Source organism: Pseudanabaena sp. FACHB-2040 (genome assembly GCF_014696715.1).
In the GTDB taxonomy this organism is placed as follows: Bacteria; Cyanobacteriota; Cyanobacteriia; order Phormidesmidales; family Phormidesmidaceae; genus JACVSF01.
The window spans coordinates 1-19,189 of sequence record NZ_JACJQO010000027.1; the positions used below are offsets into that span (position 1 = coordinate 1).

Sequence of the window (19,189 nt, forward strand, 5' to 3'; positions counted from 1 at the left end):
GGGCATCTTTTTCCTCTGAGCTGAGGCCTTCTAGCGGCGGCAGGTCTGTCATGGCAAAAGCTTACCATCCTCCTCCTTCAGTTGAGAACCGTCAACATAGTTGAGCAATTACAGGGATTGGCCGTTAGGGCTAAAAGCGATAGACCAGACGATCCCCTGATGGCCCTCTAACAGTGCGAGTTGTTGGCCCTGCAGATTCCAAATCCGAGCGGTCCCTTCGAATCCAGCTGTTGCAAGGGATTGGTTGTCAGGGCTAAAAGTCATAGACCAGACTTCTCCCTGACGGCCCCCTAGCAGTGCGAGTTGTTGGCCCTGCAGATTCCAAATCCGAGCGGTCCCGTCGTAGAGTCCGAGGGTCGCGATGTGCTGGCTGTCGGGGCTAAAGATGACCCGAATGACACTCTTCCGATGGCCCTCTAGCAGTGCGAGTTGTTGGCCCTGCAGATTCCAAATCCGAGCGGTACCATCTTGTCCGGCTGTTGCGATGCGTTGGCCATTGGGGCTAAAGGTGACGGAGTAGACACCCTCCTGATGGCCCTCTAGCTGAGTTCTCTGCAGGGTATCCAGGTTGAATTGCCGTGCCAAGAGTGGACTTAATGCCGGACAGTCTCCAGCAGCTGGGGCAGTCTTGCTGTGACAAAACAGGTTGTCAATGTCCTGGGCCTGCACCCAGGCAGGAGAGGCAACCAAGGCTGTCAGGCTAAGGCCAAAGGCAAGCAAAAGATGCATAGCGGTAGCCAGGGTAACTCTTCATTAGTATATTTCGACTCCTTAGTGATGCTGGTGGATTCCAGATTCTCTTAGCTTGGGCTGCTTCGGCTAGTTGCCTCTTGCATAGCCAGTCAATCAACTCATCTAAATTGCTTCAAAGTGCAGCTGTCTCTTTTGAGCTTAATTGCCGCTAGTCCGCTTTCTTTGAAGGCTATGTGATGACCTCTATGGCTCACTAGATTACCCTAGCAAAAGTTCAAAGACTTAGTGAGATAAAATTTTTGCCCTTCTGGTAAAAATTCAAAAAATTTACCTTAAACCTAGACTGTATAAGCGTTTGAGCCCCTTCCAAAACCCACTAACTACTTAATAGTAGTTAGTCAGGAGGATGAAATTATTTGGGATACACAATCCTCAGACAACTGGGGGTGTAAGGCGGCAATTGTTTACTCTAGAGCAGCAAAACAAAGCCTCGTTTAATGGCTGGCGGTGATAATTTGATCTAGGGTTAGTACTAGCTCTGGAAATTGGGTTGAGCGGAGGGTATCGCCAAGGCGGTAAAGCGAGCCTTGATATTCTTCTTCTACTAGGGTGTAGACCGTGATGGTGGGTTGTTTCGGGGAGCCAATGTAGCGCACGCCGCCCAACCCTTGATAATCGATGATCCAATATTCTGGGATGCCTAGCTGCTCGTAGTCAGCCACTTTGTAGGCGTAGTCGTCCTGCCAGTTGGTACTAACGATTTCGATGACGAGCCTGGCTGAGGCACCCTTGGAGATGGTGGATGAGCGCGACCAGTAGGGGTCGTCTGCCAAGGTCTGTTTGTCTAGGACGATGACATCAGGCAGTGCCCCCTGGTAGGCTCGTAGGGGTTTAACTAGGGTGTTGCGCGAAACGACGTAGGGGAGCTTTAGCCGTCGGCTCTCTAAAGCAAGTTCTTCGCAGAGGTAAGCGGCGATTAGCTCATGGGCACCAATGGGATACGCCTCAACAATTTCTCCCCGAATGAGTTCGTAGCGGCTTCCTTCTGCTGGATACCACGCTAAGAACTCGTCAAAGCTTATGGGTAGCTGGGTGATGAGTTGTCCTACCATGACGGGCACCTTGCAGCAGTGCTCTTCTATTGTGCGCCATTGGGTGAAACCTGTCTGGTGAGGTTTAGTGCTAAGTGATCCTGCCGGTTTTGCTTTCTCCACGCTATCTAGAAGTTCTTATGATTGCTTTAATTTTGGGAGTGATTGCTTTAGGGTCTACCGCTTACGGCGCTGCCATAGGGGCTAATGGTGTGGCCAAAATGCAAAACTTCTGCAGGGATATTTAGGCTTTGCCGCCAGTGCTGTATGTTCTATGAGAGGAGTATCCCCTTGCAGCATGGTAGGGTTCACTCTTCCGCAGCCTTGTTAGATAATTCCCTCCATGCCTAAGCAGTCCTCTCTATTTCCTGAAAGCAATTACGCTGCCCTATTCAATGGATTAAAGAAACGCATCCGGGCAGCGCAAGTCCGAGCTGTCGTAGCGGTTAACCAGGAGCTTATCTTTCTGTACTGGCAGATAGGTCAAGAGATTTTAATCCGGCAGCAGGAGGAAGGGTGGGGAACCAAAGTTATTGAGCGGTTAGCTAAGGACTTAAAGCGGGAGTTTCCAGATATGAAAGGGTTTTCCCGGTCCAACCTCATGTATATGCGCTCGTTTGCTGAGGCTTACCCAGATGAGGTAATTGTCCAACGCGGCGTTGGACAATTACCCTGGCGGCATAACATTGCACTCTTGGAGAAACTAAAAGACCCCCAGGAGCGCCTATGGTATGCCCAACAAACCCTGGTAAATGGGTGGAGTAGAGACATCCTAGTAATGCAGATTGAAACAAAACTGTTTAAGCGCCAGGGTGGTGCCATCACTAATTTCGAGCGTACCCTGCCATCAGAACAATCAGACTTGAGCCAACAACTGCTGAAAGATCCTTACAATTTTGATTTTTTGTCCCTGCAGGCAGCATCGCAGGAGCGAGACTTGGAGCGTGGGCTGCTGCTGCACATCCGTGACTTTCTAATGGAACTGGGCATTGGGTTTGCCTTCCTAGGCAGCCAATATCCCATTGTGGTGGACGACAAAGAATATCGGGTAGATTTGCTGTTCTACCACACACAGCTCCACTGCTACGTAGTGATCGACCTGAAGATGGGCGAGTTTGAGCCAGAGTACTCCGGCAAGATGAATTTCTACGTTGAAGCTGTTAACAGGTTTCTGCGCAAAGATCTTGATAATCCTACAATTGGCATCATCCTGTGCCGATCAAAACGGCGTACTGTTGTCGAGTTTGCTTTGGGTTCTGTACAGAACCCAATTGGGGTAGCGACTTACATGCTGAGAGAGGATCTTCCTCCAGCACTAAAAGATAGCCTGCCAACAGCTGAGCAGCTAGAAATGGAGATGGAGGCCGCAGTCCTTGAGCTAGAGGAAACGCAGGAATAGCGCTCACCCTATTCAGTCATGACATAGTCGTGACTTAAACATGTTATTTGCCATGGTGGATAACCGTCTCACTCCTCTTCATGGTCATAGCAGATAATCTCCATTGAGACACCTTTTCCAGTGCGCCTGTTGCTCGAACGACGAGCTAAAACCCATCCCTAAAAGTGTTTTGATCAAGTAAGCAGGCATAGAATATTCCACCAGCCCTTCTCCAGCTGCCATGTTTCTGGGTTTGAATCTAATAGGGTTGCCTATTTAGACATCAGGTCAGGATGGCTATAAGAAAAAAGTTATTTCTCTGTAGCTAACTTCTCCAGTTCGATCAGTAGCTTGGTAATCCGTTCCTTCTTCTTGGGGTTTTCCCAGGCTTTGCTCTTCTTAAGTTGCTTACTGATTCCGTTTAATCGGTCAATCACTGTCGGGTCTGGCATTGGTTCAGACTCAACTTTCAGCGCTTTCACCCTGGCCTTGATTTCAGTAAGTGCAAGATTCTCGCTGACGGCTAAGCCCAGTAGATCAGCTCGTTGCTGCTCATTCTTGACCCGTGAGATCGCTTGAGCCTTGGTATATTCCAAGTCGCCTCGGCGAAGCACATCCAGTATATCTTCTGGCAGTTTCAACAATGGCAAGCGGCTGGAACGAAAGCTGTCAATGGTAAATCGACCGATACCGTCCAAAATTTCTTCAACCATTTCGATTTGAGACAAAACGTTTTGTCTCAAATCCTGCCCACGATGTTTAGCGTTGTGAGCGTGGTAGAACAGCGCAGTGACAGTGTCTCTATCGGCTCCTAATGTCAGCGCCAACAAATCCACCACAGCTTCGGTTTCCTCAACCGGATTTAGGTCTTCGCGCTGGAGGTTCTCAATCAGGGCAACCTGCAGCGCTTGCTGATCGTCAAACTCGCGGACAATAATCGGAACTTCTTCTAGTCCTGCTTCTCGGGCTGCTCGTAGCCGACGCTCCCCAGCAACCAGTTCGTACTCATTGTCAGCTGCAGGACGCACCAGGAGAGGTTCCAGGATGCCATGCTCTTTAACAGACTGGACAAGCTGAGCTAACTTCTCAGGGCCAAAGTAGCGCCGTGGCTGCTTGGCTGGCAAGCGAATCATCTCAATAGACGCTGTTTGACCATGACCAGCTGGCACTTCTTCCCGGTTGAGAATCGCTGCTACGTTGCGAAGCTGAGGCTTTTGAATGTTCTTTCGAGAGGGCACTATAAGGTCTCCAAGTTCTCACTGATCACATTTAGGATCTCTACAGCAGAATGTTTGGGATCATAGGCCGCCAGAGGCAAATACTGCATAGAGGCGTCGGCAAAAGCAACTGCCCTAGGAATAGGCGGGAACACTGGAGCGACGCCACTAAACTGTTCGATCACAGCTTCTAGAATCTCTCGGCTTTGAGAGGTGCGATCATGCAGGTTGGGAATGACTCCGGCAATCTTTAAGTCGGAAGCCACTCCTTCCTGCTGTAATTCACTAATGGTGCCTAAGAGCAAATCGAGGCCAACAAAGCTCTTGAACTGGGTTTGCATGGGAATCAGAATATGAGTAGATGCCACTAGAGACAAAATACTCAGGACCCCCAGTGTCGGCGGACAGTCAACCAGGATGAAGTCGTACTCTGGCGCAACAGGGGCTAGTGCCTTTTTTAAGCGGGTTTCTTTTGCGATCGCAGTCGCTAACCTCACATCTGCTGCACTTAAAGTCAAATTACTTGGCAGTAGGTCCATATTATGAATGTCTTTCAAAATAGAGACCGGAGCACGATCCAAAATACTCTGAGTAATTGTCTCCTCCAGCTCGTGGGGCTGAAGCCCCATAAAGACGGTTAGCGAAGACTGGGGATCCATATCCACCAGTAGGACTCGTTGCCCCCGCTGAGCTAGCGAATAACCCAGGTTCATGGCCAGAGTCGTCTTGCCAGTCCCTCCAGCTTGGTTAAAAAAGGAAATGACGTTGGTCACAGGCTAAGCCTTTCAAATCACAGAGTTAGTTTAACGAGAAGGTCTAGATACGGAACGAGACTTATAGCAAGTAGTCTAATCACCTTGCGGTTCTCCAGTAATTACTGCCTCAGACAACGGCGTTTAGAGGTGGTTGTCCAAAGCAGCGGTTCTAAGGTGATAGAGCAGCGCTATTAACTCATCATCCTGTAGTTGGCTACGCCGACGCCCACCAAATCGTTCCGCAATAAAATTGGTAACTTGAGCAGCAGTCCATCCCAACCTTTGTACTTGTTGCTGAATATCACTGAGGACGTTAGTGGAGAGGGTTAAGGGAGAAGAGGGAGTCATCAGCTGTGGAAAACTTAATTTTTCCCCCCGCACCCCCCTGTCCGGAGTAGATGTTTGAGGGTCCGAACCAACTTCACTAGAAAAGGGGCCTCTACCCTTCATTATTTCTGGCTTGGTGTAAACTTCCTCGATTTCTCGGGCTTTTTCAGGATCTGGTGGTTCCGGTTCTAGCGTTGCTGCAACGGCTGAAACGCTTGCTGGTTCTGGGCGTTTACTCTCTTCCTTGAGCTGGTGCTCTGGATGCCAAAGTGAAAGGTATTTGTAGAGCGTTTTTTTGCTGATGCTGAATTGACTCGTGATGGCCTCGGCGCGAGCGGTTACTCCAGTGGGCAGGGCATTCTGCTGCATCAAGGTCTTTACGGCCTGCTCAATACGCTCTTGGGCGTCTCTGGAAAGCCGCTGGTTAAAGGGGACGATATTGTTGTGGTGTAGATCGGTGGTGCGCTTAGGCTGGCTGCCCATCGGCCAGTAGTAGTTCTCCGCAGCTCTAGCCCAAGCTTTGACCCGGCGCTCAATATCAGCTTGGTGGCGACAGTACTCTTCGTAGCCGGGACGACCCGTAGCGATGCGCAGGGTGTATTCTTCAAGCGCCTGGCCTTGGAGTTGCTCGAAGACAATGCCATAGCAGGCGATGGTCTTGAGTAGGTGGTTGGTCTGGCCGTAGCCAGTCCAGCCTTCGGTGATTTCGGTTTCTAGGTCGCTGCGCCAGTCTTCGACAGGATGGCTGCGTCGTTTAGGGTGCTTGCGGTGGTTGTTGCGGCCTACCTCGAGGGCTGGGCCTAGGCTATCAATGTCCTGGTTGGCGGCAGCACCCTCCCACATCCACCAAAAACGGCTCAGACTATTGCCGATGGGGTTGAGATCGTCGTCGAGGAGGCAGGAGCCACTGCTGGGCTGGAGAGGCAATCGGTGGGCCTGGTACTCAATGAAGGCCGTGACTCCGTAGGCTTTGGCATTAGGGAAGGTTTCGAGCTGACCTTCTTTGAGAATGAAGCCCTGGGATTTGAGGCATTCCTTGAGGGTGACAGCCAGGTTGAAGGTGCTGATGGTCTCGGGCAGGGGGATGTAGAGGTGCAGACCACCGCTCCAGCTGGAGCGAAGCAGAAGGGTGCGGGTGATGCCGATGGTCTCTAGAGCCGCTCGAATTTGGGCGACCGATTCGGCATTACAGTAAACACTTCCGGCATCGATATCGAGCAGGGCGTAGAGGGTCTCGTGGGTGAAGCGGACGCCGACTAGGGTGTTGGCGTCTTGCCATAGCTGCCAGAGGACACGGGGGCGCAAGGGGTGTTTGGTGATGGTCTGCCACTGGGGTTTAGCAGTGGCGTCATCCGGCAAGGGAGCCGTGATGGGATTCCACAGGTAGCGACCAAAGATTTCGCAGAGGCGCTTTCCGTTGGGATCGCCTGGTAGGGGTTCTGGTGTCCTGGAGGCGATCATTGCACGCCTCCCAGGACTGGTTTGGGGTATGTCATTGGGGCTCTATCTCCAGAAAAGGGATGAGATAGAGAGCAGCAAAAAGCCCTCTATCGCTTATGTGGAGAGAGATAGAGAGCTATGCGCAAAAATATTAGGGTTCAGCGATGGGCAAAATATTGCAACTTTTTTGGCATCGCTGGTAATATAGACGCACAACCCTATGGGCGACCTAACTGTCACGCCGGCTAAAGCATCTAGTTAGGTTCCCGGCTATCTCAGATGATTACGATGTCAGTTAAAACCCTTGCTGTTTCCCGCAGTGAGGGTTTTTGACATTCTTAGGACACTTCACATCGACATCACCTCCTTTGCTGTGTTCAGTGAATTTTAGATCGATCTCCCGAGATCTCAACCATCAGCGCTTTATAAGATCTGTGGGATGCCTCTGAAGATACAGGTTCAGCTTTGGCTAGTGCAAGCGTTTCCCGGTGCAATGGTCATGGCTCCACCACTCTCCACTTCCTCAAAATGGCAGTACGGATTTCGGCTGCCTGATCCATCGCAGCAAACTCAGCATCCTCGAACATGCTCCACTGGAGATGCTTGAGGTAGAACTGGGGTTTGGCAGGCCAGATACACGATAGCGGGGAAAAGACTTCACAGAATTGCCCGTCAGACAGCTTTTGCAGCACACTAGCAGCATCTGGGTTGGAAGTGGCAGCGGGAAGCGTAGAGAGCAACCACTGGGCTATCAGCCGTACCTTGATGAGCTTTCCTTTTTGAGCCCAGTCTTCTAGCACCCGCAGCACATCACTCCACCAGCCCAGGTGGTGCCAGCAAGTTTCGCCCTCTAGCAGCATCTTTCTAGCCACGTCTTCAGACACGACCAAATTATTGAGCAGGTCTAGCTGCTCTTGGGGAGTGTCTTCCTGGAACCAACTCTCGGCATCTAGCAGGCAGTTGGCATCGAACGCTTCTACGTACTGTAAGGCTAGGGGGCTCATGACTTACTCCTCCTCATCCACCCAGAAATGCTTCACATTTCTGCGGGCTGTACCTGAGATGCCGTGCTTCTCTTCTATCTGAGTAGTTACTACTGAACCGGCGTACCTAAAGATGGCATCTTTTAGCAGTTCGGCATCTTCCACCCTGTAGAGGGTGGCTGGACTCTGCCCAGTGACCTGAATGATGAGCTTTGCCATGAAGGCTCTAGCAACCCCACGAGACTCCATGAATTGAAAGAAGTCTCGCCCCTCAACCCGACACACCTCAGACAGGCGGCTCTTCTCTAGCTTGGTTATCCATTCTTCGATTACCGCTAAAGCTTGGTTAATTTCGGTGTTGGTGTTGCTCATAGCAGCGATCGCACCTTTACTTGTCCGTCTTGGCAGGTTCTACAGGAAGCTCACCGCTTTCTTTTGCCTGCTCTACCAATTTTTCTACCGCCTCAGCTGCCAATGTCGCAGGAGGCTTATCCCTTATTTCTGATAAGGCGGTCAACCTGTCATAAACCGGGTTGGGCAGCGTGATTGTGATCCGCTTAGGCATGCTTTTGGTCATTGGTCATACGCCTCAATACTACTCGATAGAAGCTTTTCAGAAGCCTCTAATACTCTAGACTCTTTTTAGAATATTAAAAGACTCTTTTTAGATTCTTGCTAAATGCTATTATGCATCTTTAGGAACGCAGTGTGCACAAACTTGGCCTTATCTGGCTCGTGCCATCCGTTCCAAATGCGTTTCAACGCTGTACCAACAAGGATCCAACCTATGAAAAGCCTTCATGCGTTCTGCAAAGCAAACCGTTTGCCTAAAACTAGCGTTCGCCGCAAGGCCCTAGAACTTGGCTTCGATACAGCCAATGGCCTCAATGCTGAAGCGCAACGAGCACTCCTCGGCGAGTTCAAAACCGTCCAAGTGCCCGAAGTCACGATAGAAACAGGCAACCATGCCGCTGCTCTAATTCTCAAGATCGGCTCACAGCACAGCAACCTAGAGCAGTTCCGCACCGACCGTATCCGTCAGGCCCTAGCGAATCCCCAGGAGTTCATCACCAGCCTCACTGGCTTTCTCGACCAGCTTGAGGAGGGCATGGGTCAAGCCGAAGCTCACCAAGAGCAGGAGCTCCTGCAGGTCAGGCAGCTCAAGCGCCAGAGCCAGAAGCGCATCGAGCAGTTCCGCCGCCGCGCTGATGAGTACCGCATCAAAACTGACCTGCTAGCCAGTATCCAAAATGCTGAACTCGACGACCTCCAAGTCCTCGCGGAGGAAACCAACGCCCTGGGAAAGTCTGCTGCACCGGGGCAGGGCTAGGCATCGCGCTCGCTCTTACTGCCCTCGGGCTCCTCAGCCTGTTCTCTCTGCAATCTTTGAAAGCCCCTGTATCCACCGACCAAAGCGTTTCCAGGGGCCACACTCCCACCTTCTGAACTCGATAGGAGTCTCTCAATCATGACGCAATTTGTGCTTTCACCGGGATGCAAACCCCGGCTCAAACACTTGGCCTTGGCCTATGCCCTGATGGCCCTTACTCTGGCTAGCTGTTCTTCTATCGCGGGCAGCAGCGCCCAGGCAGGCCAGCCTGAACCGCTCAGACCCTACGGCAGCGAGGGCAGCATGACTGCGGCACAGCTGTCCGTTCTCAAGGGCTTAGCTTGGCCCCAGCAGTACGGGGATATGGTCGGCACTTTTGGCTTTCCCTACTACCGCAGTGCTACTGCTGACTACTACCAGATCAAGGGCACGGGCACGCCCGCTTGGGTCGTGGTCTACTACAGGGACCGCACCGCTACTGGCTACGGCTTTGAAAACCCACCGGTAGCTGGAGGTGAGCTATGAAGCGGTGTCTTGCTCTCCCTACTGCTCTCGTGGCGCTCGCTCTAGCTGGCTGTGAACCAAGTGAACTTAGACCGGTACCGATAGGCCTGCCTTCAGGCGGCAGCTTTGCAGCTCCTCGGGCTCCTGCAGTGCCAGCCACACCGCTGGCTCCGCCGGTGCTGCTCTCTAGCCAGTACGACCCCAGCCAGTACGAAATCCATGGCGCTGTCACGGCTGATGGCTGCTACTCACTGCTGGAGCGCTTTCTGCGCGAAGGGCGGCGGGTGCATCTGGTCGCAGTCGAGCGCAATGGGGCCAGCACGGGCGGCCATGTTCTCGAATGGATGTGTGTCTTTGACGGGGAGGACGCGGATCCTGCGGCTACACCATTTGAAGACGACCGCTTCCCCGCGAATGAGTACGATTATCCCTAACTAGGAGGCTTTCCATGCAGCTAACGCTCTTTCAGTACTGTCAGGAACAACAGCGAGAGCTCAATGAATTCCCGATTCGCCTTGCTTGGGCAGAGGCCCCACCTCAGCTCGGGCAGGCGGTCGGGATGGGCCACCAGCGCCGCTGGCAGGTGGTTCAGGTGCATCCTTTTAGGCCAGAGACGGAGGTTGCGATCGCAGCTGTGCATCTGGCGCTCATCGCTCTGCCCGAGGGCAGCAGCGAGCAGGCCGACTGGGACTGCTGGCGCTACCGGCATCTGGTGCCGCAGGAGAACATCTATGTTCACCTCGAAGACATTGGTCTGCCAGAGCTGGGCATTGGCTTTAACTGCTTGAACCAACCTCCTGCACTGGGGCAGCAGCTTTTTGCAGCAGAGGCCACTGGGGACGGAAGCAAGCTGATGCCGAGGATGCGGCCCTGGCAAATAGAGCGCTATGACAGCTACCAGCCCTCCCAGGAGGGTTGCCCCTACACGGCGGTTCATTTGAGCTGGTGCAGTGCCCTCTCAAATGAGCTCGTGACGGCTTAACCCGGGACTAACCCTACCAAGGCCCCAGCCTCCAACTGGACATCTCTGGGGCCTTGCTTGCAATCAGGTCTACGCAGGTCTGATTGCACCAAGCACGTTTCACTACGACTAAGCGACACGAAGCGGCTAAGCGACACGAACAGCCGCAGTAAAAACCTTTTCAAGCTTTAAGGAAACTGAAGATGCCTAACACGAAAGCACCTGCTCTAGAGCAGGACCAAGCGTGGTTTATTGCTGTGCCAAAACGACAGGAGTTCACCGAGCCTTCCTTCCACTTTGGAGAGCGCGTCAAGTGGAGCCAACGGGATGAGGCTGGACACCGCCTCTACTGTTCAGGCCGCATCGTCGGCATGAGCTTTCAAGCCGATGAGCACTGGCATTACACGATCTACCTAGACACTTCCCCAGAAACTGATTCTCAATTAACGATTCAAAGGGATGACCAGTTGAAGCTGGTCAAAGACTCTATCTGCATTCGAGACCACTTAGCGCCTGCCACCCATTGGCAGATGACTGAAGCTGCTGCTACACTTCTGGGCATCTCTGCAGAACAACTGCGGCACCTGAGACGAAGCGGGCTCTTCAAGGCGGGCCACCACTACCGTGACACTAGCATTCCCGGTTCTGGTAAACCCCGCTGGCAGTGGCATGTAGAACGCTGCGCTCAGGCCCTAGCTGTGTCTCCCGAAAAGCGGGACGTAAGGGGGTAGAAGCAATTAGGGCAAAAACTAGGGCAAGCGTTCTAGTCGGCCTCTCAAAGCCTTACAGGGCAACAGTTTCAAGAATGATATATCCAATTGAGGCAATCCTGGTAGCGATGCAGTGAGAGAACCCTAGCGGCTTCCTCTGCTTGTTTTAGATGCTCCATGTTCAAGTGGCCCTAGATAAAGAAAATCACTTCACAAGAGATATACCCTGAATATGGGTCTGTTCGGTTGTAATTCTCTCTGTTCCCATATTTCTAGGCCAGCAGCGGGCACTTTAGAGAAGCCGAGATCAGGGTGAAGTAGTGCGCCAGCAGTTCAGGGGCAGGGAAGTTCTCAAGATTGTAATCGGTGGCTCAGTGCTGATGATGGCAGCCTTTGTGATCGGAGTTGAGGGGCTGCACCAGTACCGGGTTTATCAAGGCGGCGGGGTGTGGTGCTTTGATCTTTGGGATGACGACACTTATACGAGACTGTATAGTCCCCAGTGCTTGGAAGAGGAGCCTACTACGGAGCTGCCAGGTGAAATGGGTTCATGAGGGTATGAAAGCCCGTGACAGAGCAGCACTGCACGTTAGCTCAGGGCAATCGCGATCGCACTTCCCACCCTGGGTACCCTAAGCAGGTATACCACCCTGATAAGCCCCAAGATGTAGCCTCGCCATTTTGGAGCCTTCAACACAAAACTAACTGCTACCAATCAAAGTTCCCCCAGTTACCGGGAGCTTCACTACTTTGTGTGAAATGCCTTTCTAATCGTCTCGGAAATTCAACCGCTTGTTGCTTGATCTGATTTTGTCACTTTTGAATTAAATACTTAAGTCATTTGACCCACAAGAAGGAGCCACCCATGTCTACTGCAATGCGCGAAACTCTCGGCGATTTCAGCAGTGTTGTCTGTTTGAAGTCAATCATTGCCGGAATGGAAGAGGCGCTGGGCGAAAAAGCCACAGCTATCTCACTGATTGCGGCTGGTCGGGCTCGTGGCAAGAAATTAGCAGCTGAGTTAGGACTAAGCAACTCAGCAGTTCCTCTCTCCGAGGCGGCTCAAAAGCTAGCTCAGGCACTTGGACCCGATGGCACTCGGCTGCTGGTGCTTGAGAAGATTGAGCAAGAAGGCGATGTGATTAAGGCTTACACACGTGAGACGGTCTGTTCTGCTGGCGAACCTATGGGATCGACACGCAAGTGTACGTTCACCCTTGGTGCGGTTGGGGGAGCGCTTGAGGCGTTGACAGGCAAACGCCTGCAGGGCAAACACACTGACTCTGTGCTGCGAGGCGGCAGCCATGATGTCTTTGAGTTTACTCAACTTGGCTAGACTCCTAATCAGTTGAAACGAGACTCCGATCGCTACCCAAAAACTAGCTATGCGATTGCATCTTTTTGTACCAGGCTACAGCATTGGCACAAAAAGATGCAGTCGCACCTGCTGCTCTAAGCACTCCAACCCTGAATTCTCCCCACTGGCGCTGCTGGTGGGGTTTGCTTTTGCAGAAAATGAGATCGCAATCCACTTCAAATTCCTCTAATCCGAATCCTCCTGGCTATCTACAGGCGGATCAACGGGGGGTCGTGTATGGGACTCCAGGTTATGCAATTCCGAGATCAACAAGTCAACCAGGTCTTGAATATGGCAAAGCAAGTCTCCAATGCGCTTTACCGTTTGAGTACGCTCGGCTAACAGCTTTCTTAATTCAGAAGGCATTAAGTGTTTATCTACCAGTTTCTTTAGTTAGCAGCCTAGGAGTTTATTTCCCCATTTATCCCTTCCTTTAAAGAGGGCACGCTTTTCATTACTCTAGCAGAGCCTGTAATCCTCGATCGGGTTACACTGTACTGATTGAACTACTATTCAACCTACTCTAAGTTCACTAATTGAGCAACGCGAGAGAGCTCGCCCAAAGGCATGTTCTAGGAATTGTTGTTACCTGCAGCCATGCAGAAAATCAAAACAATGTTGAATTCAGCTTCTGAACGTCTTGAGCAGAATGTCGAAAGAATCATGCAGATGTGGGAAGAACGGGCACGTGCTGAAGTCAGTGCGGCAATTCATCAAGACTCTCTTATCTTGCAAAATTCGCTACCTCAATATCTAACTCAATTGGCGGATGAACTGTCAACCAATATTGAAAGGACACCTGCCAGAATAAGGGATGATCAGGTAGAAAGCACTCGAATTGGCAAACTGCATGGTCATGAGCGAGCAGGTTTTGCCGACTACTCCATGACTCAACTTATTTTTGAATACCACATTCTTCGTCAAGTCATCTTTCAGATCTTGGAAGAGGAAACGCCTCTAGAAGTGAGAGAACGAGACATTATTATTGGCTCCATTGAGCAAGCTGTGAACGATGCAGCAACTCAATTTTCTCAAACTCTACAAGATATTCAAGAGCTATTTATGGTGACGCTGACTCACGATCTAAGAGGGCCAATCAATGTCATAAAAATGGGAACTCAGCTGACCCTGCGGCGGCTTGAACAAGGTGACACCCATGTGAGTATCGCGACAAAAATGCTAGGTGCGATCGAACGGTTGGATTCGATGATTCAGAATCTGCTGGATGCTAGTCGGCTGCGGGCGGGGCAAAGTTTAAAGCTTGAATTTGAAGAATGCAGTTTAGACAGCCTCGTTCGAGACGTAGTGGAGGATTTGAGCTTTGCTTATGGAGATGAAAATCGGTTTGTTGTAGTCTCTCAGACAGATGTTAGGAGCATGTGTAGCCGTAAAGAGATAATGCGGGTAATTGAAAACTTAGCAATTAACGCTGTGAAGTATGGCGCTTCTGGCACGCCGATTACATTCACGCTGCAGCAAGCTGAATCTCAGATCAGCCTCACTGTTCATAATGAAGGTAATCCAATTGCCCCAGACACTCAATCTATCCTGTTTCAACAATTTTGTCGCATGGTCTCTGCCGAAGAGCAAACAGGCTGGGGTTTAGGATTATTTTTAGCAAAGAGTATTGTTGAGGCACATCAAGGAACGATTGAAGTTGAAAGTGCAAAGGGTAGGGGGACAAGTTTTATCGTTAAATTGCCTAAACTCTCTTGAAGCAGCAAACTATTTTCTGTAAATGCGTTTCCTATGATCGCTACTCCAAAGCTATTTGTCATATTTTCGGGACTCGCAGCAAATTCTTGGCTGGGCTTAAAGCGCTTTCATGATCTGCTGCACTATATTTGCTGGGGCTTTAGTGATAAAGGTCTCTATCAGCCTGTCGATTTGTGTAACTTCACTTCCCTTTGCCTGGTCTCGTAACCCAAGCAACTTTGCACCTACGCAGGTGCAGGCATGCTGAGAAAGTAGCCCTGCCCATAGTCGCAATCATGAGCAGTCAGCCAGTCAAGCTCCGCTGCTGTCTCTATACCTTCAGCAACTACCTCTAACCCTAAACCATGCCCCATAACAACGGCGCTGCTTACACCGTCTGAAGTGTCTTGTCTCGGTCAACTCCAGATACCAATGTGCGATCTAACTTAAGGATCCGCACAGGGTAGCGGGCAACAGCATGTAAACTGCTATAGCCAGCCCCAAAATCATCGATAGCAATAGTGTGGGTCGATGCCAAGCGATTGAGCTTTGCTGATACTTCTGCTAAATCTAGACTCTGAGCTTCGACAATTTCTATCCATAGCTGTCTGGACTTCACTTGATGCCTGTTAATGCTCAACTCCAAGATTTCTTCAAATGCCGGTTGCTGTAGGGTGGTTGGCTCCAGGTTGATGCTAAGAGCCCATCGGCTAGTGCTCTTTTCCTTTTCCCAACGTGCAAGCTGCTCACAAGCTAACTCCATAACAATTCTACAAATTCGAGTCTCTAGATTTAGGTGACGAGCAAAGGGCAGGAAGAAGTTTGGGAAACGAAGCCCGTCCTTATGAGTCCATCTAATCAAAGCCTCTTGTGCTGTAATTTCACCTGTTTGAAGGTGAATAATCGGTTGAAACCACAGCACAAAGTCCCGGTGACGAATTGCTTCTACCAGCTCATCACCAAAGGTGGCTACTATAGACGCCTCCTTATCGGCAGTGATATCGACAATATAGGACAGGGAGTAGTTGGCAACGCGCCCTACGCTCAACTGTGCCCAGAGAATATCGCCATTTGACTTGAAGTACCGTTTTTCCATCTCATAATGGTGGATCTTGCCTTCGACTAAAAGCTGGTGTTGCAAAGTATCAGCTTCGAGATCTTCTGGGTAGGTCAACTCCTGGTACGTCAATTTATTCTCAATAGCCCCTCGTGAGTAACCCAGCGCTCTAGCAAAGGGCTCATTGCAGTAACGAATACAACCTTCAGCGTCAACAGCAGTTGCGCCAATGGGAGAAGTATCAATTGCGACCTGAATACTAGCATCTAAATCCATACCCCTATAAGTGGACCAACCCAGTCCATTGAAAATTACAGATCAGTCGTGTCCCAATATATTCCTAAGGGTTAGAGCAGTTGTAGTCAACGACTAAGATCACAGAACAAAGCAAAATTCGGATTCAAAACCTCATTTCCATGCTTCTGCATGGTTTTTTGGACAAAACTATAAAGATGCAGCAGTCAGTGACAGTTCAAAGTTTTGTCACCTCAGCATCCGCTATGGGCATTGGTAAGTTATAGCAGCAGGTACAAAGCGCAGCTGCTCCACTCGATCCGTACTGTGTACAGGCCACCCACTCATTTCAGCGAGACCCGAACCCGTTGTACACCAAACGCTGTAGTCTTGCTGCCTCCGAGAAAATACTGAATTCGATAGGGAAAGATGTTTGAAATCCGTAATTCCTTCATAGGGGATTTAAGCCATGTGAAATACTATGATTATTGAAAAATGAACTGTCACTCTAATATTCATTTCAAGTCATTACCCAAAGTTTTACTTTAAGGTTTTATTAAAGCAACGAGAGGGGCCTAAGTTTTGAAATTCTCTACCTGCTTTAAGTGTTAAAGAAAGCCTATCGCGAGGCTTCATAGCTTTAGCTAAGTGAACTGGGGTGACAACACTGGTTTAACTTTAAGTTCAGATTTACATAAGTTTGATCGGCGACTATCAAGGTTTGCCGACTCATTCTCATGTTAATTATTTCTATTCTCCTAACTATGTCTACAGATACTGCGGTACGGAAGATTGACCCTCTCAAAACCCTTTTTTCAGTCTTTCTAGGAATCTCGCAGGCCCAAAAGCATTAACCAATCATTGTTCTATTAGTCACAAGTAGCCACAAGAAAATAGCTGTTACTTAGCAGAAAAAAATGGGAATAACAGAAGAGGCTAGCATTCCAAGGCAAACTGACTGCCTAAAATCCTTAAATCGAGTTCCCTTAATCTACGGCTGTTCCTAATCTTCCAAAAAACATATGACTAGCGCACAACTGACCAACCCTAGCTTTGAGCAAGGTCTAACTGGATGGACTGTTATTGACGGGAACCCCAATTTAAATTCTTCTGCCTCTACACCTCTTTTAACCGCTACAAGTGGCCTGTTGTCAGCCCTCTTAACCGTTGATGGCAGCGTCCCAAAAGGAGGAGTAGGTCTTGGTAAAACACTTCAAAGTTCCGTCTTCTCGCTCGCTGCAGGAGAGACCATCAGCCTCGATTTCAGGCCATTTGAGATTGAGGATGATACCTATGTCAGAATGTTCCTATTCAAACAGGATGGAACCTTAGCTGGCACTCTATACGACGGCATTTTCAATGGCGCTCCTGGCTGGATGACAACTGGTGCTACTGCCGCTACTGCTGGAAATTATTACCTGACTACTCAGGTGGGCAGTTACGATGAAACCTTTGGAGGAGCCATTGGTGCCAACCTGCACATTGATAATGTTCGCCTTTCATCTGAAACTTCTCTTGTAGCCGATATTGTTGACGTATCCAAAGCACCAGTTGCAGGATCAATTAACTCAGTTACAGTTAAATTCAACAAAGCAATTAATGCCTCGACTTTCACAACTGCTGACCTCAAACTGACTCGGGGCGAGAATATCAGCACGAACTTGATTGACAGCAATGTCACTATTTCTCAAGTAGATGCTCAAACCTATACCGTTAATGGGTTAAAAACCTTAACATCAGCTACCGGTATTTATCGGCTCTTTTTGAACCAAAACACTATTACCGACTTGAACGGGAATCCTGGGTTAGGAGGTCTAGCTTTTGATTCCTGGGAGGTCATTCCTGATACGACCAAGCCCACTGTCACCAATGTGACCTCCCCGTCGGTAGATAAAACTTATATGGCGGGTGAGAAAGTTGATGTCGCTGTTACATTCAGTGAGTCCGTCCTTGTGTCAGGGACACCCGAACTAGCCTTGAAGTTTGTTCAATCCGAAGCCAGCCTCAAATACCTCAATGGGGTGAACTCAGAAGGGAGCGCAAAATATACTGGCGGCAGTGGTACAAATACTCTAACCTTCAGCTACACTGTTCAGGCACAAAACTCTAGCCTAGACCTAGATTATGCCTCTACAGGCGCACTAACTCTTGCGGCGGGAGCCACTATTACTGATGTCGCTGGCAATCAAGCTGTCCTAACTCTGGCAGCACCCAACACGCAAGGCTCCCTTGGCCTAAACAAAAACATTCAGATCAAAGGGTTTGCGGACATTAAAGGGGGAGCCGCTAGAGACAATTACTTCAACTTCAACTTGTTCTCCAAGCTAGAAAAGCTGAGCAGCGATATCTCTGCCCAGAAAAACCCGGTTGAAGTCGGCGGCATTAACCTCGCTGACGTCTTCGATGAGACTCATTACCTGAGCCAAAACCCTGATGTCGCCAACGCCATTAACTCTGGCGCGTTTGAGACAGGCTATGAACACTTTTCCTCATTGGGCTGGAAAGAGGGTCGTAATCCCAGTGTTCTCTTTGATGAGAAATACTATTTATCCAACAACGCGGACATTGCTAAAGCCGTAGCTGATAAGGCACTCGGTAGCGGTTTAGAGCATTTTCTTCTGCATGGACATAAGGAGGGTCGCGATCCCAGTGCGCTCTTCAGACAGCAGGACTACCTGACTCAAAATAGCGACATTAAAGATGCTGTAGCCAAAGGGTTTGTGGCTAGTGGCTTTGAGCACTACGTTGAGTATGGTGCGTTTGAAGCCAGATCTCACGCTCTCAGCCTCTACAATGAGGCTTACTATTTACGGCAAAACTCTGACGTTGCTGCCGCAGTTGTTCAAGGGGCAGTAAATTCAGGGTTTGAGCACTTCATTAGCTTTGGACAGAGAGAGGGCCGGGTTGCCAGTTCGCTGTTTAATGAGAGCAGCTATCTAGCAAACAATGCAGACATTAAAGGGGCAATCTCATCTGGCGCATTTGCCAGTGGCTTTGAGCACTACATTGAGTATGGTCGCGCTGAAGGTCGAGTTGCCTAGAAAAAGGATATTAGCTAGGCATTCCTAATCGTCCTTGAGAAATCGCACTCAAGAGGCACAGTAAATAAACTAAGGCCATGAGCTTAAATGCTTGTGGCCTTTTACTATTAAGGGTTTAAGCCAACATTCCCTGTCCCTGTCCCTTCCGGGATTCCGAAATGCTCCTAGAGCTCAAGTGCGAAGAGATCCCAACATTTCTAACTCATCGAGTTCGCTGACCTGGGGGACGGTGTCGGAATCATACGCATCGGGCAAGCGAGTAGCAACGTGCTCAACCCAGTGAATGACCGTGGTGTGATGAACGCTGTCAGGCGACAATTAGACAAAAGCAGCGATGCCAATTACTTGGCAGCTTGAGAGAGTTCCCTATCAATAGGATCGTAAGGGAGCAAAACGACAGCTAGAACACAGGTTCT

Annotated in this window: 19 protein-coding genes and 1 pseudogene; 10 read left to right on the top strand and 10 right to left on the bottom strand. The window is 50.0% G+C overall.

Annotated features, from left to right (window positions below):
• Nucleotides 1-108 precede the first annotated feature (108 nt).
• Together H6G13_RS26090 and H6G13_RS26095 are read right to left on the bottom strand one after the other, a co-directional pair.
• Nucleotides 109-729 (bottom strand): hypothetical protein, encoded by a 621-nt coding sequence (locus H6G13_RS26090; RefSeq protein ID WP_190488432.1) that lies wholly within the window; start codon nucleotides 727-729, stop codon nucleotides 109-111.
• 458 nt (nucleotides 730-1,187) lie between these two features.
• Nucleotides 1,188-1,805 (bottom strand): Uma2 family endonuclease, encoded by a 618-nt coding sequence (locus H6G13_RS26095; RefSeq protein WP_190488434.1) that lies wholly within the window; start codon nucleotides 1,803-1,805, stop codon nucleotides 1,188-1,190.
• A gap of 322 nt (nucleotides 1,806-2,127) precedes the next feature.
• On the opposite strand from H6G13_RS26095, the gene H6G13_RS26100 reads away from it, so the two are divergent.
• Nucleotides 2,128-3,183 carry a PDDEXK nuclease domain-containing protein gene (locus tag H6G13_RS26100; RefSeq protein WP_190488436.1) on the top strand — a complete coding sequence of 352 codons (1,056 nt, stop codon included), beginning with the start codon at nucleotides 2,128-2,130 and terminating at the stop codon, nucleotides 3,181-3,183.
• 290 nt (nucleotides 3,184-3,473) lie between these two features.
• Here the strand turns inward: H6G13_RS26100 and H6G13_RS26105 are convergent, their stop codons facing one another.
• The 6 genes from H6G13_RS26105 to H6G13_RS26130 all read right to left on the bottom strand — a co-directional run bounded on the left by H6G13_RS26105 (nucleotide 3,474) and on the right by H6G13_RS26130 (nucleotide 8,461).
• A complete protein-coding gene (locus tag H6G13_RS26105; protein ID WP_190488438.1) occupies nucleotides 3,474-4,400 on the bottom strand; it encodes a ParB/RepB/Spo0J family partition protein in 927 nt (308 codons plus the stop codon).
• The gene (locus tag H6G13_RS26110) at nucleotides 4,400-5,152 is read right to left on the bottom strand and encodes an AAA family ATPase (protein WP_190488440.1); all 753 of its coding nucleotides are present in this window, start codon (nucleotides 5,150-5,152) and stop codon (nucleotides 4,400-4,402) included. The genes H6G13_RS26105 and H6G13_RS26110 overlap by 1 nt, the downstream gene beginning before the upstream one ends.
• 123 nt (nucleotides 5,153-5,275) lie before the next feature.
• A complete protein-coding gene (locus H6G13_RS26115) occupies nucleotides 5,276-6,922 on the bottom strand; it encodes a hypothetical protein (protein ID WP_190488442.1) in 1,647 nt (548 codons plus the stop codon).
• Nucleotides 6,923-7,398: 476 nt separating this feature from the next.
• A complete protein-coding gene (locus H6G13_RS26120) occupies nucleotides 7,399-7,905 on the bottom strand; it encodes a hypothetical protein (RefSeq protein WP_190488444.1) in 507 nt (168 codons plus the stop codon).
• A gap of 3 nt (nucleotides 7,906-7,908) precedes the next feature.
• Nucleotides 7,909-8,256, bottom strand: a complete 348-nt coding sequence (locus H6G13_RS26125; RefSeq protein ID WP_190488446.1) for a hypothetical protein — start codon at nucleotides 8,254-8,256, stop codon at nucleotides 7,909-7,911.
• A gap of 16 nt (nucleotides 8,257-8,272) precedes the next feature.
• Nucleotides 8,273-8,461 carry a hypothetical protein gene (locus H6G13_RS26130; protein WP_190488448.1) on the bottom strand — a complete coding sequence of 63 codons (189 nt, stop codon included), beginning with the start codon at nucleotides 8,459-8,461 and terminating at the stop codon, nucleotides 8,273-8,275.
• 210 nt (nucleotides 8,462-8,671) lie between these two features.
• Here H6G13_RS26130 and H6G13_RS26135 point away from each other — a divergent pair, with 210 nt between their 5' ends.
• From H6G13_RS26135 to H6G13_RS28405, 8 genes are all read left to right on the top strand, one after another.
• On the top strand, nucleotides 8,672-9,214 hold the full coding sequence (locus tag H6G13_RS26135) for a hypothetical protein (RefSeq protein WP_190488450.1): 543 nt from the start codon (nucleotides 8,672-8,674) through the stop codon (nucleotides 9,212-9,214).
• Between the two features lie 138 nt (nucleotides 9,215-9,352).
• On the top strand, nucleotides 9,353-9,739 hold the full coding sequence (locus tag H6G13_RS26140; RefSeq protein WP_190488452.1) for a hypothetical protein: 387 nt from the start codon (nucleotides 9,353-9,355) through the stop codon (nucleotides 9,737-9,739).
• Nucleotides 9,736-10,152 carry a hypothetical protein gene (locus H6G13_RS26145; RefSeq protein WP_190488454.1) on the top strand — a complete coding sequence of 139 codons (417 nt, stop codon included), beginning with the start codon at nucleotides 9,736-9,738 and terminating at the stop codon, nucleotides 10,150-10,152. The genes H6G13_RS26140 and H6G13_RS26145 overlap by 4 nt, the downstream gene beginning before the upstream one ends.
• A gap of 14 nt (nucleotides 10,153-10,166) precedes the next feature.
• Nucleotides 10,167-10,700: a hypothetical protein gene (locus H6G13_RS26150; RefSeq protein ID WP_190488456.1), complete on the top strand. Its 534-nt coding sequence runs from the start codon at nucleotides 10,167-10,169 to the stop codon at nucleotides 10,698-10,700.
• 182 nt (nucleotides 10,701-10,882) lie between these two features.
• Nucleotides 10,883-11,410 (top strand): hypothetical protein, encoded by a 528-nt coding sequence (locus tag H6G13_RS28885; protein ID WP_242028546.1) that lies wholly within the window; start codon nucleotides 10,883-10,885, stop codon nucleotides 11,408-11,410.
• A 299-nt stretch (nucleotides 11,411-11,709) separates the two neighbouring features.
• A complete protein-coding gene (locus tag H6G13_RS26160) occupies nucleotides 11,710-11,943 on the top strand; it encodes a hypothetical protein (RefSeq protein WP_190488458.1) in 234 nt (77 codons plus the stop codon).
• A gap of 311 nt (nucleotides 11,944-12,254) precedes the next feature.
• A complete protein-coding gene (locus H6G13_RS26165; RefSeq protein WP_190488460.1) occupies nucleotides 12,255-12,725 on the top strand; it encodes a hydrocarbon-binding protein in 471 nt (156 codons plus the stop codon).
• A 618-nt stretch (nucleotides 12,726-13,343) separates the two neighbouring features.
• Complete coding sequence (locus tag H6G13_RS28405) at nucleotides 13,344-14,462, top strand: HAMP domain-containing sensor histidine kinase (protein ID WP_199306909.1); 1,119 nt, start codon at nucleotides 13,344-13,346, stop codon at nucleotides 14,460-14,462.
• Between the two features lie 367 nt (nucleotides 14,463-14,829).
• Here H6G13_RS28405 and H6G13_RS26180 read toward each other — a convergent pair whose 3' ends face one another.
• Complete coding sequence (locus tag H6G13_RS26180) at nucleotides 14,830-15,774, bottom strand: EAL domain-containing protein (RefSeq protein ID WP_190488463.1); 945 nt, start codon at nucleotides 15,772-15,774, stop codon at nucleotides 14,830-14,832.
• 1,259 nt (nucleotides 15,775-17,033) lie between these two features.
• On the opposite strand from H6G13_RS26180, the gene H6G13_RS26185 reads away from it, so the two are divergent.
• Entirely contained in the window at nucleotides 17,034-18,773 is a 1,740-nt protein-coding gene (locus H6G13_RS26185; protein WP_190488465.1) for a hypothetical protein, read from the top strand.
• Between the two features lie 195 nt (nucleotides 18,774-18,968).
• Here the strand turns inward: H6G13_RS26185 and H6G13_RS26190 are convergent.
• Nucleotides 18,969-19,076 (bottom strand): annotated as a pseudogene (locus H6G13_RS26190) (IS1 family transposase); the annotation flags it as partial.
• Nucleotides 19,077-19,189: the final 113 nt, after the last annotated feature.

Bases quoted from the DNA above. Each gene is read 5' to 3' on its own strand.
- H6G13_RS26090 (WP_190488432.1), bottom strand. From the start codon at position 729: ATGCATCTTTTGCTTGCCTTTGGCCTTAGCCTGACAGCCTTGGTTGCC.
- H6G13_RS26095 (WP_190488434.1), bottom strand. From the start codon at position 1,805: ATGGTAGGACAACTCATCACCCAGCTACCCATAAGCTTTGACGAGTTC.
- H6G13_RS26100 (WP_190488436.1), top strand. From the start codon at position 2,128: ATGCCTAAGCAGTCCTCTCTATTTCCTGAAAGCAATTACGCTGCCCTA.
- H6G13_RS26115 (WP_190488442.1), bottom strand. From the start codon at position 6,922: ATGATCGCCTCCAGGACACCAGAACCCCTACCAGGCGATCCCAACGGA.
- H6G13_RS26120 (WP_190488444.1), bottom strand. From the start codon at position 7,905: ATGAGCCCCCTAGCCTTACAGTACGTAGAAGCGTTCGATGCCAACTGC.
- H6G13_RS26125 (WP_190488446.1), bottom strand. From the start codon at position 8,256: ATGAGCAACACCAACACCGAAATTAACCAAGCTTTAGCGGTAATCGAA.
- H6G13_RS26130 (WP_190488448.1), bottom strand. From the start codon at position 8,461: ATGACCAAAAGCATGCCTAAGCGGATCACAATCACGCTGCCCAACCCG.
- H6G13_RS26135 (WP_190488450.1), top strand. From the start codon at position 8,672: ATGAAAAGCCTTCATGCGTTCTGCAAAGCAAACCGTTTGCCTAAAACT.
- H6G13_RS26140 (WP_190488452.1), top strand. From the start codon at position 9,353: ATGACGCAATTTGTGCTTTCACCGGGATGCAAACCCCGGCTCAAACAC.
- H6G13_RS26145 (WP_190488454.1), top strand. From the start codon at position 9,736: ATGAAGCGGTGTCTTGCTCTCCCTACTGCTCTCGTGGCGCTCGCTCTA.
- H6G13_RS26150 (WP_190488456.1), top strand. From the start codon at position 10,167: ATGCAGCTAACGCTCTTTCAGTACTGTCAGGAACAACAGCGAGAGCTC.
- H6G13_RS28885 (WP_242028546.1), top strand. From the start codon at position 10,883: ATGCCTAACACGAAAGCACCTGCTCTAGAGCAGGACCAAGCGTGGTTT.
- H6G13_RS26165 (WP_190488460.1), top strand. From the start codon at position 12,255: ATGTCTACTGCAATGCGCGAAACTCTCGGCGATTTCAGCAGTGTTGTC.
- H6G13_RS28405 (WP_199306909.1), top strand. From the start codon at position 13,344: ATGCAGAAAATCAAAACAATGTTGAATTCAGCTTCTGAACGTCTTGAG.
- H6G13_RS26180 (WP_190488463.1), bottom strand. From the start codon at position 15,774: ATGGATTTAGATGCTAGTATTCAGGTCGCAATTGATACTTCTCCCATT.
- H6G13_RS26185 (WP_190488465.1), top strand. From the start codon at position 17,034: ATGTTCCTATTCAAACAGGATGGAACCTTAGCTGGCACTCTATACGAC.